Origin of the sequence: Bradyrhizobium sp. SZCCHNPS1003 (assembly GCF_032381555.1) — a bacterium.
Classification (GTDB): domain Bacteria; phylum Pseudomonadota; class Alphaproteobacteria; order Rhizobiales; family Xanthobacteraceae; genus Bradyrhizobium.
The window spans coordinates 34,591-48,552 of the sequence record NZ_JAUHIU010000003.1; the positions used below are offsets into that span (position 1 = coordinate 34,591).

Annotated in this window: 14 protein-coding genes and 1 pseudogene; 6 read left to right on the plus strand and 9 right to left on the minus strand. The window is 65.7% G+C overall.

Going from position 1 to position 13,962, the window contains the following annotated elements:
* Nucleotides 1-95 precede the first annotated feature (95 nt).
* Nucleotides 96-725 carry an antibiotic biosynthesis monooxygenase family protein gene (locus QX126_RS06115; RefSeq protein ID WP_315779928.1) on the plus strand — a complete coding sequence of 210 codons (630 nt, stop codon included), beginning with the start codon at nucleotides 96-98 and terminating at the stop codon, nucleotides 723-725.
* A 5-nt stretch (nucleotides 726-730) separates the two neighbouring features.
* Here the strand turns inward: QX126_RS06115 and QX126_RS06120 are convergent, their stop codons facing one another.
* Nucleotides 731-1,315: a hypothetical protein gene (locus tag QX126_RS06120; protein WP_315737985.1), complete on the minus strand. Its 585-nt coding sequence runs from the start codon at nucleotides 1,313-1,315 to the stop codon at nucleotides 731-733.
* 76 nt (nucleotides 1,316-1,391) lie between these two features.
* Between QX126_RS06120 and QX126_RS06125 the strand changes: the two genes are divergently transcribed.
* Together QX126_RS06125 and QX126_RS06130 are read left to right on the plus strand one after the other, a co-directional pair.
* On the plus strand, nucleotides 1,392-1,940 hold the full coding sequence (locus QX126_RS06125; RefSeq protein WP_315779930.1) for a DUF2975 domain-containing protein: 549 nt from the start codon (nucleotides 1,392-1,394) through the stop codon (nucleotides 1,938-1,940).
* 6 nt (nucleotides 1,941-1,946) lie between these two features.
* On the plus strand, nucleotides 1,947-2,183 hold the full coding sequence (locus tag QX126_RS06130; RefSeq protein WP_315779932.1) for a helix-turn-helix transcriptional regulator: 237 nt from the start codon (nucleotides 1,947-1,949) through the stop codon (nucleotides 2,181-2,183).
* 43 nt (nucleotides 2,184-2,226) lie between these two features.
* Here QX126_RS06130 and QX126_RS06135 read toward each other — a convergent pair whose 3' ends face one another.
* The 3 genes from QX126_RS06135 to QX126_RS06145 are packed head-to-tail and all read right to left on the minus strand — an operon-like array spanning nucleotide 2,227 to nucleotide 6,840.
* Complete coding sequence (locus tag QX126_RS06135) at nucleotides 2,227-3,870, minus strand: acyl-CoA synthetase (RefSeq protein ID WP_315779934.1); 1,644 nt, start codon at nucleotides 3,868-3,870, stop codon at nucleotides 2,227-2,229.
* A gap of 28 nt (nucleotides 3,871-3,898) precedes the next feature.
* Nucleotides 3,899-5,785: a TRAP transporter large permease subunit gene (locus QX126_RS06140; protein ID WP_315779936.1), complete on the minus strand. Its 1,887-nt coding sequence runs from the start codon at nucleotides 5,783-5,785 to the stop codon at nucleotides 3,899-3,901.
* Nucleotides 5,786-5,820: 35 nt separating this feature from the next.
* Entirely contained in the window at nucleotides 5,821-6,840 is a 1,020-nt protein-coding gene (locus QX126_RS06145) for a TRAP transporter substrate-binding protein (RefSeq protein WP_315779938.1), read from the minus strand.
* A 382-nt stretch (nucleotides 6,841-7,222) separates the two neighbouring features.
* Here QX126_RS06145 and QX126_RS06150 point away from each other — a divergent pair, with 382 nt between their 5' ends.
* Nucleotides 7,223-8,161 carry a hypothetical protein gene (locus tag QX126_RS06150; RefSeq protein WP_315779941.1) on the plus strand — a complete coding sequence of 313 codons (939 nt, stop codon included), beginning with the start codon at nucleotides 7,223-7,225 and terminating at the stop codon, nucleotides 8,159-8,161.
* A gap of 173 nt (nucleotides 8,162-8,334) precedes the next feature.
* On the opposite strand, the pseudogene QX126_RS06155 reads toward QX126_RS06150, so the two are convergent.
* From QX126_RS06155 to QX126_RS06165, 3 genes and pseudogenes are all read right to left on the minus strand, one after another.
* Nucleotides 8,335-8,533 (minus strand): annotated as a pseudogene (locus tag QX126_RS06155) (ABC transporter ATP-binding protein); the annotation flags it as partial.
* Between the two features lie 80 nt (nucleotides 8,534-8,613).
* Nucleotides 8,614-9,339, minus strand: coding sequence for a site-2 protease family protein (locus QX126_RS06160; RefSeq protein WP_315770706.1), 726 nt, complete (start codon nucleotides 9,337-9,339; stop codon nucleotides 8,614-8,616).
* Complete coding sequence (locus QX126_RS06165; protein ID WP_315779943.1) at nucleotides 9,336-10,265, minus strand: DUF2167 domain-containing protein; 930 nt, start codon at nucleotides 10,263-10,265, stop codon at nucleotides 9,336-9,338. The genes QX126_RS06160 and QX126_RS06165 overlap by 4 nt, the downstream gene beginning before the upstream one ends.
* Before the next feature lie 246 nt (nucleotides 10,266-10,511).
* Between QX126_RS06165 and QX126_RS06170 the strand changes: the two genes are divergently transcribed.
* Entirely contained in the window at nucleotides 10,512-11,336 is an 825-nt protein-coding gene (locus QX126_RS06170; protein ID WP_315779945.1) for a hypothetical protein, read from the plus strand.
* Between the two features lie 70 nt (nucleotides 11,337-11,406).
* Here QX126_RS06170 and QX126_RS06175 read toward each other — a convergent pair whose 3' ends face one another.
* On the minus strand, nucleotides 11,407-12,231 hold the full coding sequence (locus tag QX126_RS06175) for a hypothetical protein (RefSeq protein ID WP_315779947.1): 825 nt from the start codon (nucleotides 12,229-12,231) through the stop codon (nucleotides 11,407-11,409).
* Here QX126_RS06175 and QX126_RS06180 point away from each other — a divergent pair.
* Entirely contained in the window at nucleotides 12,230-12,370 is a 141-nt protein-coding gene (locus tag QX126_RS06180; protein ID WP_315737998.1) for a hypothetical protein, read from the plus strand. The two genes, QX126_RS06175 and QX126_RS06180, sit on opposite strands and share 2 nt — an antisense overlap.
* A 103-nt stretch (nucleotides 12,371-12,473) precedes the next feature.
* On the opposite strand, the gene QX126_RS06185 is transcribed toward QX126_RS06180, so the two are convergent.
* Complete coding sequence (locus tag QX126_RS06185) at nucleotides 12,474-13,934, minus strand: GH1 family beta-glucosidase (RefSeq protein ID WP_315779948.1); 1,461 nt, start codon at nucleotides 13,932-13,934, stop codon at nucleotides 12,474-12,476.
* Nucleotides 13,935-13,962: the final 28 nt, after the last annotated feature.

Consider the following 13,962-nt stretch of genomic DNA (forward strand, 5'->3'; position numbering starts at 1 on the left):
CGCCCGACGGTGGGCACGCGGCGCCTGACGGCGCCGCTTTGCCCACCCTACGCAGCGACTATCATGTTCGCGAACTAACAAGGAGCAGCCTTGCCATGCTGTCGCTGTTCTTCGAGGTCGAGGTCAAGCCAGGTCGGCTCGACCAATATCTGCAACTCGCCGCGGCGCTGCGGCCCGAGCTCGATGCGCTCGGCGGCTGCCTGTTCCTTGACCGCTTCAGGAGCCTGTCGCGTGACAATCTTATCCTCTCCTATCAGATCTGGCAGGACGAGGGCGCCATGACCGCCTGGCGCGTCCACGCCCATCATCACGACATCCAGACCCTCGGCCGCGACAAGGTGTTCTCGGACTATCGCCTGCGTATCGCCGAGTTGGTCCACGAGGTGAAGCCAGGGCAGGCGGCCTGGCAGCCGGAGCGGCGAGGCACCTACAATGATCCGAAGCGGCGTGCGCCGACGTATGTGCTGGCCGTCGAGACGGCGAGGCCGCAGTTGGGCAGCGTGACCGACCTGCCGGTCGCGAGCTTCTCGAGCGTCTATCGCGAGGGCCGCTTCGCGCATCTCGTCGAGCTGCCGGACGAGGCCACCGGCCTTGCGCTGAGCAAACAATTACTCACCGAGCCGGGTGCCGACAACATCCGTATCGTCGAGGTCACCCGCGACTACGGCATGTACGACCGCCGCGAGGCGCCGCAATATTACGCGGAGAAGACACGAGACGCGTAGCGAGCTCAGGTGGGGCAGCGCGGAATGCCATCGACCACGGCCTGATCAGGAGCAATCGAGCGCAGATCGACGTCACGTGCCAGCGTAACATAGTCGATGGTCTCCGATGTCCTCAGATAGGTCGTGAAGTTGATGGGGCCAGCCGGCAGCGCTACGGTGGTGCAGGCCTTCGGGGCGACCGAGATCGTGATCGATCCGCCACCGGCAGAGTTCTTTTCCGCCATCAGCTCGGCGCGAAAAGACTGTAGACGCGCCGTGTCGGCCTCCTCGAGGCGGTAGGCGTAGATGCGCGTGCCGGCTCCGGCCTCCTGCGCCAGAGCCGGGGGATCCGGAATTTCCCGCAGCACGAAGTCCCGCTGCTGTTCCGCGCCGCGCCCGCGTTTCACGGCAATCCTCAGCACCACGCCACCTGGCAGCGGCCGCAGACTCGTGGGCAGTCTCACGGCCGCGCGCAGCTGTGCGGGGTCGCTGGTCTGGAAATCGACCCGGGCCAGCTTGACCATTGAGGTCACCGGCATATGGCCACAACCAACAGCGCTCAACGTTAGTCCGATGGCCAGAACGAGCCGCTTGAAGGGATGCATGGGCATGAGGAGGAGCCTTCGTTTGACAGTCATTAATTATCGTAATACGATAAATTATTCACTGGTCAATAGGAGGCTCGTCATGGTGGACCGTGCGGATCAATCCCGTCGCCTGCGCCACTTCTCCCGGGTAATGGCCTGGATCACGGGGCTCGGCATCGTCTTGATCGCCGCCGCGACGTGTCTCGTCTTTATGATTCCGGAGTGGACGAGAGGTCTGCTCCTGGCGCGCCTCGGCACGGCTGGCGCGGAGCTGCAAACCACGCCGGATCGCGTGCTTTTGGGCGCGGCGGTGACTGCGATTCCGGTCGGCGTGATGCTGTACGGGTTGTGGCGGGTGAGAGCCCTGTTCCTGGATTTTGCGGAAGGGATGGTTTTCACGCTGGCGACAGCGCGCCGCTTGCGCGATTTCGCCGTCACGGTCCTGGCGCAGGCCTTGCTTGGTCCGCTGTCGTCGACGGCCCTGCTGATCGCCTTCACCATCAGCAATCCGCCTGGCAGCCGGCAACTCGGTATCGCGCTCTCGGTCAACGACTACATCGCGCTGATCGTTGGCAGCGTGCTGCTCGCCGTCGCCTGGGTCATGGCTGAGGCGACCCGGATCGCCGAAGAGAACGCCAGCATCGTGTGAGGCGTGATGCCGATCATCGTCAATCTCGACGTCATGCTGGCGCGCCGCAAGATGCGATCCAAGGAGCTCGCCGAACGCATCGGTATCACCGAGCAGAACGTCTCGCTCTTGAAATCGGGCCGGGTGAAGGGCGTGCGTTTCGACACCCTTGCGCGGATCTGTGAGGTGCTGCGCTGCCAGCCCGGTGACATTCTCGAGTATCGCAGAGGCAACGAAGACACCACCCTGCCGGAGACCGCATGAGCATGGCGCACGCGTGCGCCTCGCTCATGCGCATGTCCTTGGCTTACGCCGAGATCGCCTTGGCCGAGTCGATCTGATTGCGCAGCAGGAATTTCTGGATCTTGCCCGTCGATGTCTTCGGGATCGGGCCGAACACCACGACCTTGGGCGTCTTGAAGCCGGACATGTGGCTGCGGCAATAGGCGATGATCTCGGCTTCGGTCGCCTCGGCGCCATCCTTCAGCTCGACGAAGGCGCAGGGCACTTCGCCCCATTTTGGATCGGGCTTGGCGACGACGGCGGCGAACAGCACGGCGGGGTGCTTGTAGAGGATGTCCTCGACCTCGACGGAGGAGATGTTCTCGCCGCCGGAGATGATGATGTCCTTGGAGCGGTCCTTGATGATGACGTAGCCGTGCTCGTCGAGCACGCCGAGATCGCCGGTGTGAAACCAGCCGCCGGCGAAAGCTTCCTGCGTCGCCTTCTCGTTCTTGAGATAGCCCTTCATGACGATGTTGCCGCGGAACATGACCTCGCCGATGGTCTCGCCATCGCGCGGCACCTCCTGCATCGTCTCCGGATTGAGCACGGTGACGGCTTCCTGCAAGGGATAGGGCACGCCCTGGCGCCGCTTCAGCCGCGCGCGCTCGGACGCGGGCAGGTCGTCCCAGCCGGGCTGCTCGGCGCAGACGGAGGCGGGGCCGTAGACCTCGGTCAGGCCGTAGACATGCGTCAGCTTGATGCCGATGCTCTCGGCGCCTTCGAGCACCGCGACCGGCGGCGCGGCACCGGCGATCAGGCCGACGACGGGCTTCTCCCGCTTGCCCTTGGGCGCGTCGGGCGCATTGATCAGCACGTTGTAGACGATCGGCGCGCCGCACATGTGAGTGACGCCGTGGGTTTTGATCAGCTCGAAGATCCTGGTCGGCTCGACCTTGCGCAGGCAGACATTGACGCCGGCCGCGGCGGCCATGGTCCAGGGGAAGCACCAGCCGTTGCAGTGGAACATCGGCAGGGTCCAGAGATAGACCGGATGCTGGCCGAGCCCGCCCGCGAGAATGTTGCTGACAGCGTTCAGATAGGCACCGCGGTGATGGGTGACGACGCCCTTGGGATTGCCTGTGGTGCCCGAGGTGTAGCTCATCGCGATCGCGTCCCATTCGTCCGCCGGACGGCGCGGCTCGAACAGCGGATCGCCCGAGGCGACGGCGGCTTCGTACTCGATCTCGCCGATGCGGCTGCCGCCGGCATAGGAGGCGTCGTCGACGTCGATCACGAACGGCTTTGCGCCGCTCATCAGCTTCAGCGCTTCGCTGATCACACCTGAGAATTCCGGATCGACCAGGATGATCTTCGCCTGCCCGTGATCGAGCTGGAACGCGATCGCCGCCGCATCGAGGCGGATGTTGAGCGTGTTGAGCACGGCGCCGGCCATCGGCACGGCGAAATGGACGTCGTTCATCGCCGGGATGTTCGGCAGCATCGCCGCCACCGTGTCGCCAACGCCGATGCCGCGGCCCGCGAGGTACGACGCGAAGCGCCGGCAGCGGTCATAGGTCTGGCGCCAGGTGAAGCTGCGGCCTTCATAGACCGTGCTGACGTGGTCGGGATAGACGGCCGCGCTGCGGGCCAGGAAGCTGAGCGGGGTCAGCGGCACGTAGTTGGCCGGCGTCTTGTCCAGACCGAGCTGATACTGGTTCGTGCTCATCACCACCCTCCCTCGTCATCTGAAGAGTTTACAGGAACCCGATCGAAATCCACGGAAAAATCGCAACGATGATGAGGCCGATGAGAAGCGCCAGCAGGTAGCCCCAGATCGGACGGATGCCCTCGGCGGGATCGACCCGGCCGATCGCGCAGGCGGCGTAATATCCGACTCCGAACGGCGGTGCGAACAGGCCAATTCCCATCGCCAGGATGATCACCATGGCATAATGCACCTCGTGCACGCCGACGGCACGCGCGATCGGAAACAGCAGCGGGCCGAACAGCACGATCGCCGGAATGCCCTCGAGCACGCTGCCCAGGATCGTGAAGGCGACGATCGAGACCGCGATGAACGTCGCCGGGCCGCCCGGTAGCCCGGTCATGGCGGAGGCCAGCGCGCGCGAGAAGCCGGACTGCGTCAGGCCCCAGGCCACGCCGGTCGCAGTCCCGATGATCAGCAGGATGGCGCCGGAGAGAGCGGCCGTCTCAATCAGCATCGGCATCAGGCGGCGCCAGTCGAAGCGGCGATAGACCAGCAGGCCCGCCAGCACGCCATAGACGATGCCGATGGTAGAGACCTCCGTCGCCGTCGCGACGCCCTCGACGACGGCAGCGCGGATCACGAAGGGCAGGGCCAGGGCAGGGAGCGAGACGATGAAGGCCTTGCTGATCTCGGCTCCCGTCGCGCGGCGGACGCCGCTCATGTCCTCGTTGCGGTAGCGCCACCACACCAGCGCGCACAGCGTGATTGCGAGCACGACGCCCGGCAGCAGGCCGCCGGTGAACAGCGCCGCGATCGACACGCCGGTGACGGAGCCGATCGTGATCAGAACCAGGCTCGGCGGAATGGTCTCGGTCTGCGCGCCGGTGGCGGCGAGCAGGGCGACGAGATCGCCGGGACGGGCGCCGCGCGCCTTCATCTCCGGAAACAGCACGGGCGCGACCGCGGCCATGTCGGCCGCCTTGGCGCCGGAAATGCCCGAGACGAGATACATCGCGCCGACCAGCACGTAATGCAGCCCGCCGCGGACGTGACCCAAGAGGCTCGCCAGGAACGCGACCATGGCGCGGGCCATGCCGGTCATCTCGATCAGCAATCCGAGAAAGACGAACAGCGGCACCGACAGCAGGATCAAGTGGCTCATGCCCTCGTCCATGCGCCCGACCAGCACCATCAGCGGCGTGCGCGTCGTCAGCGCCAAATAGCCGAAGATGGCGAGCCCGAACGCGAAAGCAATCGGCACGCCGGCGAACACGCACAGGCCGACCACGCCGACGAAGAAGATCACGAGGTTGATGTTGCCGAGCGGCTTCAGCGCCGGCTGCGCCACCCAGAACAGCGCGATGATGGCTGCGATAGAGACGACAGCCAGCAGCATCATCTTGAGGCTGGCCGCGCGGGCGAGACGGATGAGGGCGAACAGCGCCATCAGTCCGATGCCGACCGGCAGCGCGGCGGCGCGCCAGATGTTTTCGATCTGCAGCGCCGGCGTCGTGATGAAGCTTTCCTCGTAGGCGTACTCCCAGGACGGCCAGGCGATCATGACCAGGAACGCCAGCGCCGCGGCAGTGGCGACCAGATCGAGATAGGCGCGCAAGCTGGGGCTGGCGCGCGCCACCATTGCCGTCATCCGCATGTGCTCGCCGCGGCGGAACGCCACCGCGGCGCCGAGCATCGCGAGCCACAGGAACAGGATCGAAGCCAGCTCGTCCGACCAGATCAGCGGCCGGTGCAGGCCGTAGCGCGCCACGACGCCCGCGAACAGGATGACGATCTCGGCCACGACCAGCAGCGCGGCTGGGATCTCGACCAGGAGACCCAGCAAGGCATCCAAGCCATCGAGCCAGGACCGGCGGCGAGGGGTCTCGATGACCACCTCGCTGATCGCGATTTCCGTGAACTCGGCATGCGCCATGACGTCACCCGAACGCGCCTTCGGCCATCAACCCGTCAGGACAGCTTGCCGACGGCCTTTTCCAAGAGCGCCCAGGCTTCATCGCCGTATTTGCCCTTCCACTCGGCATAGAAGCCGGCGGAGCGCAGCTTGTCGCGGAACGGCGCGACGTTGGGCTGATTGAAGGTCAGGCCCTTCGAGGCGAGCTCCGCTTGCAGGCCGGCATTGAGCTTGGCGACGTCCTCACGCTCCTTCACGGCGGCCGCATTGATGTGCTTGGCGACGATGGCGCGCATGTCGGCCGGCACGGCCTCCCAGGCGCGGCGGTTCGCCAGGAACCAGAAGCCGTCCCACATGTGGTTGGTCAGCGAGCAGTATTTCTGCACCTCGTAGAGCTTGGCGGTCGAGATGATCGCCAGCGGGTTTTCCTGACCCTCGACCACCTTGGTCTGCAGCGCCGAATAGACCTCGCTGAAATTGATCGAGGCGGGCGCCGCCTCGAATGCCTTGAACATCGAGGTCCACAGCGGCGATACCGGCACGCGGATCTTGAAGCCCTTGAGGTCGTCGGGCCCATTGATCGGCTTGGTCGACGAGGTCGTCTGGCGGAAGCCGTTGTCCCAGATCTTGTCCATCACCACCAGGCCGGCCTTGTTGATCTGGCCGCGCACGTAAGCGCCGAGATCGCCGTCCATGGCCTTCCAGACCGTGTCGTAGTCCGGGAACGCGAAGCCGATGCCGTTGATCGAGGCCGCCGGCACCAGGGTCGCCAGGATCAGCCCGGACAGCGTGAAGAACTCGACGCCGCCGGAGCGGATCTGGCTCAGCATGTCCGTGTCGGATCCGAGCTGGTTGTTCGGGAAGATCTGCAGGTCGAACTTGCCGTTGGTCTCGGCCTTGATCGCCGCCGCCATCTCCTTGGCACGAACGTTGAGCGGATGGGTGTCGGGCAGGTTGTTGGCGTACTTGTAGGTGAATTCGGCGCTCTGGGCGCGCGCCACATGCGGCGCCGCGATCCCACCCAGTACGGCTGACGCTGCGGAGGCCTTCAGCAGCGCGCGTCGTGACAGGCTCATGCTCGTTTCTCCCTGAGAAGCTTCTTCTTGTTGCATCCAGTCGCCGCATGATGGCGCGGTCCGAATCCCGCGACGTCAGCAGCGTCATCAGCGCTTATTGCAGCGATGAGCCGCAGCAGCAATATGCGGCGTTCGCTGCGGGCGCCTTGGCGCGGGTTTCAGGCGCCAATGGCGAGCGGCGATGGTCGTGCTCGCGACGCGGGCTGCAGGCTCGGTGCTACGGCAGAGTTTGAGGTGTTGGCCGCAAGTCTCTGAATTCCCTAATCATATAAATATTCCATAATATACCTTATGCGAATTGGCTATGGGCGGCTCCTGACGTGAGAAGCCGCACAACGGCCCGCCCAGCGCACGTCGGCGCCTGTGCGAAATCGCCCCCGCCTTGTCACCCCGCAGTCTTCGTTTGGTCAAAGCCCAGAGGTCAAAAGCGCATCCTTCAGGATTGGGCACGGGCGTATCGCGAATGGGACCCGAAGACATGCCAGTTCAGTCGACGCCGAAGGAAGTTGATCCGGGTGATGTCGCGCTGCCGCCCGACGACGATATCTGCGAGGAGATCTATCAGCGGGTGCTGGCCGAGGTGCGCGCACGTATCGACCAGCGGATCGCCGCCATCGAGGCCCAGGCCGCCGCTGATGCAGTCGAGGCTGCTGACCCCGCTGCAGGCAGCGAGCCCGTTGAAACGCCTCCTCCGGCCCGGCGCCGGCCCGTATTGCGGGCGATGATCACGCTGATAGCGTCAGCCGGGCTCGTCGGCGCTGCCGTCACCCTGGCGCGGGACCATACTGAGACCATCACCTCCGTCACCGACCGGATCGAGGCGGCGGTTCAATCCATCCGGCGTGAGAACGCTCAGACGGCGAATCCGGCCGGGTCACCGGAGACGGCGGCGAGCGGATCGAGCGCGGCCGAGACGGCAGAGACGGCCCCTTCCTCGCCATCACCATCCGTTTCGCCGACACCCGAGACATCATCAGCATCAGTATCAACATCAGTATCAACGCGCTCCAGCGATCCATCCTCCGCGATGGCGGAGGCAACGCCGGAGCATGACATGCCGCCCGCTCCCGACCGGGACGTCGCGCCGCTGATCGAGAAGATCGCGCATGATGTCGCCGAACTGCAGAGCGGGTTTCAGGAGCTCAAGGCCAGCCAGGAGCAGGCCAACCGCGATCACGCCAGGGCGATCGAACAGCTGCAGGCGAGCCAGGACCAGCTCGCGCGTGCGTTCCGCGCTGCGAAGACCGAACCGACGACCGTCGGCGCAGCGGCGCGCCTCGCGCCCCGGCCGCCCCAGGCGCGCCCGCCCCGTTTCCCGTAGCTCCGAACGAATGAGATCCGGGCAGGGAGCTGGGACCCCTGCTCCTGTCCCTCAGAGATAGTCCGCCGCAGCCTCCGCCTCGAAGCGTTCAGGCGGGCCTTCCCAGACGATCTTGGCATGATCCAGCACGATGCCGGATCGCGCGATCTGCACCGCCGGGCCGCCGGCAAGGCTGCGACCAGCGCGCCGCCGAGATAGACGCGGCGCACGGTCTCGTCCTGCATCACCCTCGGTCGCCCTGCCCTCGGCGATCCTCTTGCCGAGATACATCGCGAGCACGCGATCGACCAGCGCCGACACGCTCTTGACGTTGTGATCGACCAGCAGCACGTCGCGGATGAGGTCGGAGAAGTCGGCGACCTCGGACGCTGAGGAAGGCCCATGTCCTCACGACGAGGCGGCGCCTTGACCTACATGAAGCTTCTCAACTGAAGCGGCGACCTCAACAGCACTCAGCCAAGCTGACGCAAGTGCCCAAGCATCTCGTGCACGTCGTAGGTCATGACGGCGAGGAGCGCCGCCAGCGCGAGATAAGTCCCGGCATATTCGAGCTTGGTCTGCAGCGTCGTACCGTAATAGGCGACGTTCTCGGGCGCGCCGGGATCGTAGCGCCAGGCCTTCATCAGTTGCGGGGCTGCGAGGATGGCGATGATGATCAGCATCGGGCTCGGCCGATAGAGCATCAAGGTCAGCAGCATGGGAACGCCAAGCAGCCAGATGCGCGGACTCAGCACGCTGGTGACGCGGCCGCCGTCCAGCGGCGAGATCGGCAGCAGGTTGAACAGGTTGAGGAACAGACCGGAATAGGCGATCGCAAGCAGCAGATTGCTGTCGTCCGATCGCGCCCACAGATAGACCGCAAGCGCGGCGGCGGTCCCGACCAGCGGACCGGCGAGTGCCACATAGGCTTCCGTCTCGACGTCGACCGGCTGCTCCTTGAGCGCGATCCAGGCGCCAACGAACGGGATGAAGGCGGGAGCCCCGACGTCGAGGCCGCGCTGGCGTGCGGCGATGTAGTGTCCCATCTCATGGGCAAACAGGAGCGCAATGAAGCCGGCCGCATAGCGCCAGCCCCAGATGCCGGCATAGACGACCAGCGACAGCAGCATCGTGCCGCCGCTCATGGCGAGCTTCCCCCATTTCAGGCCGGAGAACAGGATCAGCAGGAGAGCCTTCACGCCGGCCCGCCCGCGTTGTCGCCGCGCCGCTTGCGGCGCAAGAAGTTCATGACCGCAGCCGCGGCGCCGACGACGGCGAAGATGATGATCTTGGCGAACTTCAGGACGAACGCACCGGCCAGCGCCAGCAGCCCGAGCTTCTTCGCGGCAACGCCGCCGACCAGCGCAAGCAATCCATATTCGGCGATCCGATCCGTGCTCGCGCTGAAATCCTCATAGCGCTTGCCGGCATTGTAGGAGAGATCGGACAGCAGTTCGTGCGCCACCGCCTTGTCCCCCGCGATCCGCTCCGAGCCGGACAGGAGGTTCAGGCTGAAATAGCCGTCACGCCCGAGCGCGTAGGTGTTGTAGTTGACGTTCTTCGGCGCATCGTCGGGCTGGCCCTTCTCCTTCGCGAGCAGCGACCAGACGAGACGATGCGTCGTGGCATCGTAGGCCGGCGGCTCGACCCAGCCGACGACGGCCATTTCCGGAAATCCGCGCGCCGCACGGTCCTTGTTCGCCTCCTCGGCGCCGGCGCGAAGGTTGCTCAGGAGATCGTCCGCGTTCCAGTTCTTGGCGTCGTCGTCTTTGATGTAGCCGTCCTTGATGTGCTTGATGACCACCATCCAATCGTCGTTCTGGCGTCTGCCGACGACCAGCCCGACGAAGGTCGCGTCGTTGACGACGTTGCCGAGCGCGCGTAGGACCCGCAGGCCTTCGCTCTTCGGCACGTAGAAGTAGTCGGCCGGCAGCTTCAGCGTGCCCTGATCGATCAGCACGATGTCGCTTGGTCCGTCGCTGCCCGCCTGGCTCGCCGCCTGCCAGGCCGCCATCAATTCAGCCTTGCGCGTGGCCTCATCCGCTGGCGCGGCCTGCACGTGAGCGGCAAGGACTACGAACGCTGCGCACACCACTGCGCGCGCAATGACAATCAAGCTTTGCACCGGCCCCAATCCCCAAAAACATCGGTCGGATAGTACCTCGAAGGCTCGGCGGTGCGCAACCAAAGGCGGATTCAGGCCTCTCGAAGCGATCTGCTGGCGCTGCAGCGAGGGAGAGATGGTCCGAAAAGGCCCCCTCCTCGTCACGACGCTGTCTTGCTTTCGGCCAAAGCGGCGGGTCGAGTCACGTTTGAAAATTCAAAGAGAACAGCGGCGTCGGCGGCGGGCTAAGGGGTTTGGGGATCAGCAATGCAGTCCACACAGAACGTGCAACAGATTGATCAGAGCGAGATCGGCCTCGCCCCGGAGAAGCCCGAGAAGGCAAGCTACGATCAACTGTACCGACGGGTGCTGCGCGAGGTGCTGACCCGGATCGATACGCGGCTCGCGGCGATCGAGAAGCCGGGTGTGGCGGCGGATGCTGCTGCGGCGGCGAGCACGAGCGAGGCGACGGGCAGCGGGGCCGGCCGCTGGGCGCGGATGAAGGCGCCGCTCGGCAAGCTGCGCGGGCGCAACGCCGTTGGTCTCGCTCTGTTGGTCGTGCTGGTCGGTGGCTCCGTCGCCTGGTCGCAGCGCGACGCCGGCACCTCGCTGATGGACCGCTGGATGCCGGGCGCCAGCGAAGCGTCGCAGGATGAGGCGTCGGTCCAGCAGGGCAGCGAGGATGCCATGATGTCGAATGCCTCACTGAGGGGAGCGGAAGACACCACCGGCGCCCGTGAGCCGGGAACGTTGATGCAGAGGATGGCGCGCGACATCGCCGAGCTGCAGCAGGGCATCGAGCAGATCAAGTCGACGCAGGATCAGGCCAGCCGCGATCACACCCGCGCCATCGAGCAACTGCAGGCCGGCCAGGATCAGCTGATGCGACTGGTGTCGCGGATGACGAACCAGGCGGTGCAGGCACGCGGCACTGCGGTCCCCCCGGGCCCGCCCCAGCAGATCATCGTGACGCCGCAGCAGCGGACCACGACGGGAATGGCCCGTCCGCAGCCGGCGCAGCCGCAGGGCTCGACGTTCGGGACACTCTTTACCCGCAACACCTCGGGCATTCAGCCGCCGATGCCGCGTTGATGGTGTGATCGGCAGCGGCGATCGGTGGCGGTCTTGGCCGCCGCCGATGAGCGCACTCGCCGATCGGTCCTTACGAGCAGGTGTGAACGCGCCCGTCGTAGCCCCGATAGGTGCCCTTCTCCGCGTCATAGGTGCGGAAGCTCCTGCAGTTCACACCCCGCCTCTTCGCCTCCCGCTTCATGTCGCTCTTCGGTTCGCTCTTGGGCTTGCGGGCGCGGTGCTCGCGCTTGGCGTCGTCCTCGGCATGTTGATGCGCTTGGCCGTGCCGTTCGGGCTTGGCTGACGTGGTTGCGGTGTTCTGCTTCGCAGCCGCCTTCTCCGGCGTGGCCGCGGGCTTGCTCTCGGCGGCCTTCTCCTCGACCTTCTCCGATGCGGGCGCGTCCTTGGCGACGGCAGCGGGCTGAACGGCCGGAGTGGGCTCTGCCGGTTTCGACTCGGTCACGGCCGGCTTCTGGCCGACGTCGGTGCCGGAGTTCGGTTCGACCTTGGTCTCGGATTTGGCCTCGGCCGGCTTGCTCTCGGCCGCAGCATCCGTCGCGGCTTTTTCAGTCGATGCCTTGTCCGCCGGCGGCTGGCTCGCGCTGTCTGTGGCCTGAACGGGCTTGGCGTCCGCAGCGGCTGGCTCGCCGGGCTTCTCGGCCGTCTTCTCAGGCTCGGCCGCAGGCTTGCCGGCGGCATCCGAGGGCTGCTCGGCGGGCCTGGTTTCAGCGACCGCGGGTTTCGGCTCGGACTCTGCGGGCTTGTCGGCCGTCGGCGCGGCAGACTGCTCCGTGGCGGGCTTGGCCGCATCGTTCGCGGCTCCCTGAGCCCAGGCGCTGGAGCCAGCGATCACTCCGAGGACGCAGAACAGAACGCCGGCGCGGACGGCTGGCGGACAAACAACGGAAACTTGCATGCTGGAAAACTCGCTTGAGGGGCCGGCAGATTGCCGGTTTACGTCATCTGCAGCCAGCTTTCGCCACGAAAACGGCATGCGCGCAAAAGAGTCGCACAAGGTGTGCTTTCCGCATCATGAATTTGCAATCGCGGCGTGAAGGCCGGCGTGCCGACACTCAATGCGCCGGATGCCGACGGCACATTGGCCGCCTGAATGGCGCGGACTGCGTCCGGCTGGACCCCGGGTGGCGTCGCGGCGCTTCACGCGCTCACGGCGTTGCGGCTGATCACGTGATGGTAGTACGACGCGCTGAGCTTGGGCGTGCGCACCTGCGTGTCGAAGTCGACGTGATAGATGCCGAAGCGCTGCTTGTAGCCGAACACCCACTCGAAATTGTCCAGCAGGCTCCACAGGAAGTAGCCTTTCACGGGCACGCCCTCGGACGTTGCGCGCTGCAGCTGGGCGAGATAGTTGCGCAGATACATCACGCGGTCGAGGTCGTGGACCTTGCCATCGGCGGTCAGCTTGTCGTCCGAGGAGGTGCCGTTCTCGGTGATGTAGATGGTCTGGAGATTCCAGATCTTGGCGGCGAGCTTCGGCACCCAATAGGCCGTCTCCGGACCGACCAGCAGCCAGGGTGAGCTCATGTGCGGGAACGAGGACGGCATCGGCAGCACGTCGAATCCGGCCGCGCGGTCCGACGCGACGACATAGGCTTGCGGCGCGTAGATATTGAGGCCGACGAAATCGACCGGCGCCGAAATGATCTTCAGTTCGTCGGCGGTGAACTTCGGCGCGTCCTTGCCGGACCACGCCAGGAACCCTTCGGTATAGCGCCCCTCGAGGATGACGTTGAGAAAGCCGGCATTCAATTCGCGCGTCGCGATCTCGGCGGCGCGGATGTTCTCCGGCGTGTCGATCGCCGGCAGGCAGGCCGTGATGTTCTCGGCCATGCCGACGCGCATGCCGGCGCGTCCGCCGGCCCGGATGGCCTGGACGGCGAGACCGTGCGCCAGCGCCACGTGATGGCGCGCCTGGTTGACCTGCTGCTGCGGCAGCTTCAGCCCGGGCGCGTCGACGCCGAGGCCATAGCCGAACGGGACGAAGCGGCCGCATTCGTTGATGGTGAAGATGGTCTTGACACGGTCGCCGAGATGCTGCGCGACGTAGCCCGCATAATGCGCAAAGGCCTTGGCCGTGTCGGCCGAGAGCCAGCCGCCGACACGGTCCTGCAGCGCCTGCGGCAGATCCCAATGATACAGCGTTGCGTACGGCGTGATGCCGTTCGCCAGGAGCTCGTCGACGAGCCGGTTGTAGAAGTCGAGGCCCTTCGGATTGGGCGTCAGCCCGCCGTCGGGAAACAGCCGGGGCCAGGCGATCGAGAACCGATAGGCCCGGCAGCCGAGCTCCTTGATCAGCCGCACGTCGTCCTTGTAGCGGTTGTAGTGATCACAGGCGACGTCGCCAGTGCTGCCGTCCTCGATGTTGCCCTGCAAATGCGTGAACACGTCCCAGATCGACGGCCCGCGGCCATCGGCCGTAGCCCCGCCCTCGATCTGGTACGACGACGTCGCCGTCCCCCACACGAAATCTGCGGGAAACCGCCGCCCGATGTCCTCCTTCACCGCGCCCTCCTCCGCTTGCGCCGGGCCATTGGCCGCCCCGAGGGCGGCCAGCCCGGCCAGCTTCGCAAGATCACGGCGGGAAACGTCGTTCGGCATTGATGAACCTCAAACCTCTGTTGCTATC

Excerpts from the sequence above, each read along its gene's own strand:
- QX126_RS06115 (WP_315779928.1), top strand. The coding sequence starts at position 96 with ATGCTGTCGCTGTTCTTCGAGGTCGAGGTCAAGCCAGGTCGGCTCGAC.
- QX126_RS06120 (WP_315737985.1), bottom strand. The coding sequence starts at position 1,315 with ATGCCCATGCATCCCTTCAAGCGGCTCGTTCTGGCCATCGGACTAACG.
- QX126_RS06125 (WP_315779930.1), top strand. The coding sequence starts at position 1,392 with ATGGTGGACCGTGCGGATCAATCCCGTCGCCTGCGCCACTTCTCCCGG.
- QX126_RS06130 (WP_315779932.1), top strand. The coding sequence starts at position 1,947 with ATGCCGATCATCGTCAATCTCGACGTCATGCTGGCGCGCCGCAAGATG.
- QX126_RS06135 (WP_315779934.1), bottom strand. The coding sequence starts at position 3,870 with ATGAGCACGAACCAGTATCAGCTCGGTCTGGACAAGACGCCGGCCAAC.
- QX126_RS06140 (WP_315779936.1), bottom strand. The coding sequence starts at position 5,785 with ATGGCGCATGCCGAGTTCACGGAAATCGCGATCAGCGAGGTGGTCATC.
- QX126_RS06145 (WP_315779938.1), bottom strand. The coding sequence starts at position 6,840 with ATGAGCCTGTCACGACGCGCGCTGCTGAAGGCCTCCGCAGCGTCAGCC.
- QX126_RS06170 (WP_315779945.1), top strand. The coding sequence starts at position 10,512 with ATGCAGTCCACACAGAACGTGCAACAGATTGATCAGAGCGAGATCGGC.
- QX126_RS06180 (WP_315737998.1), top strand. The coding sequence starts at position 12,230 with ATGCTGGAAAACTCGCTTGAGGGGCCGGCAGATTGCCGGTTTACGTCA.
- QX126_RS06175 (WP_315779947.1), bottom strand. The coding sequence starts at position 12,231 with ATGCAAGTTTCCGTTGTTTGTCCGCCAGCCGTCCGCGCCGGCGTTCTG.
- QX126_RS06185 (WP_315779948.1), bottom strand. The coding sequence starts at position 13,934 with ATGCCGAACGACGTTTCCCGCCGTGATCTTGCGAAGCTGGCCGGGCTG.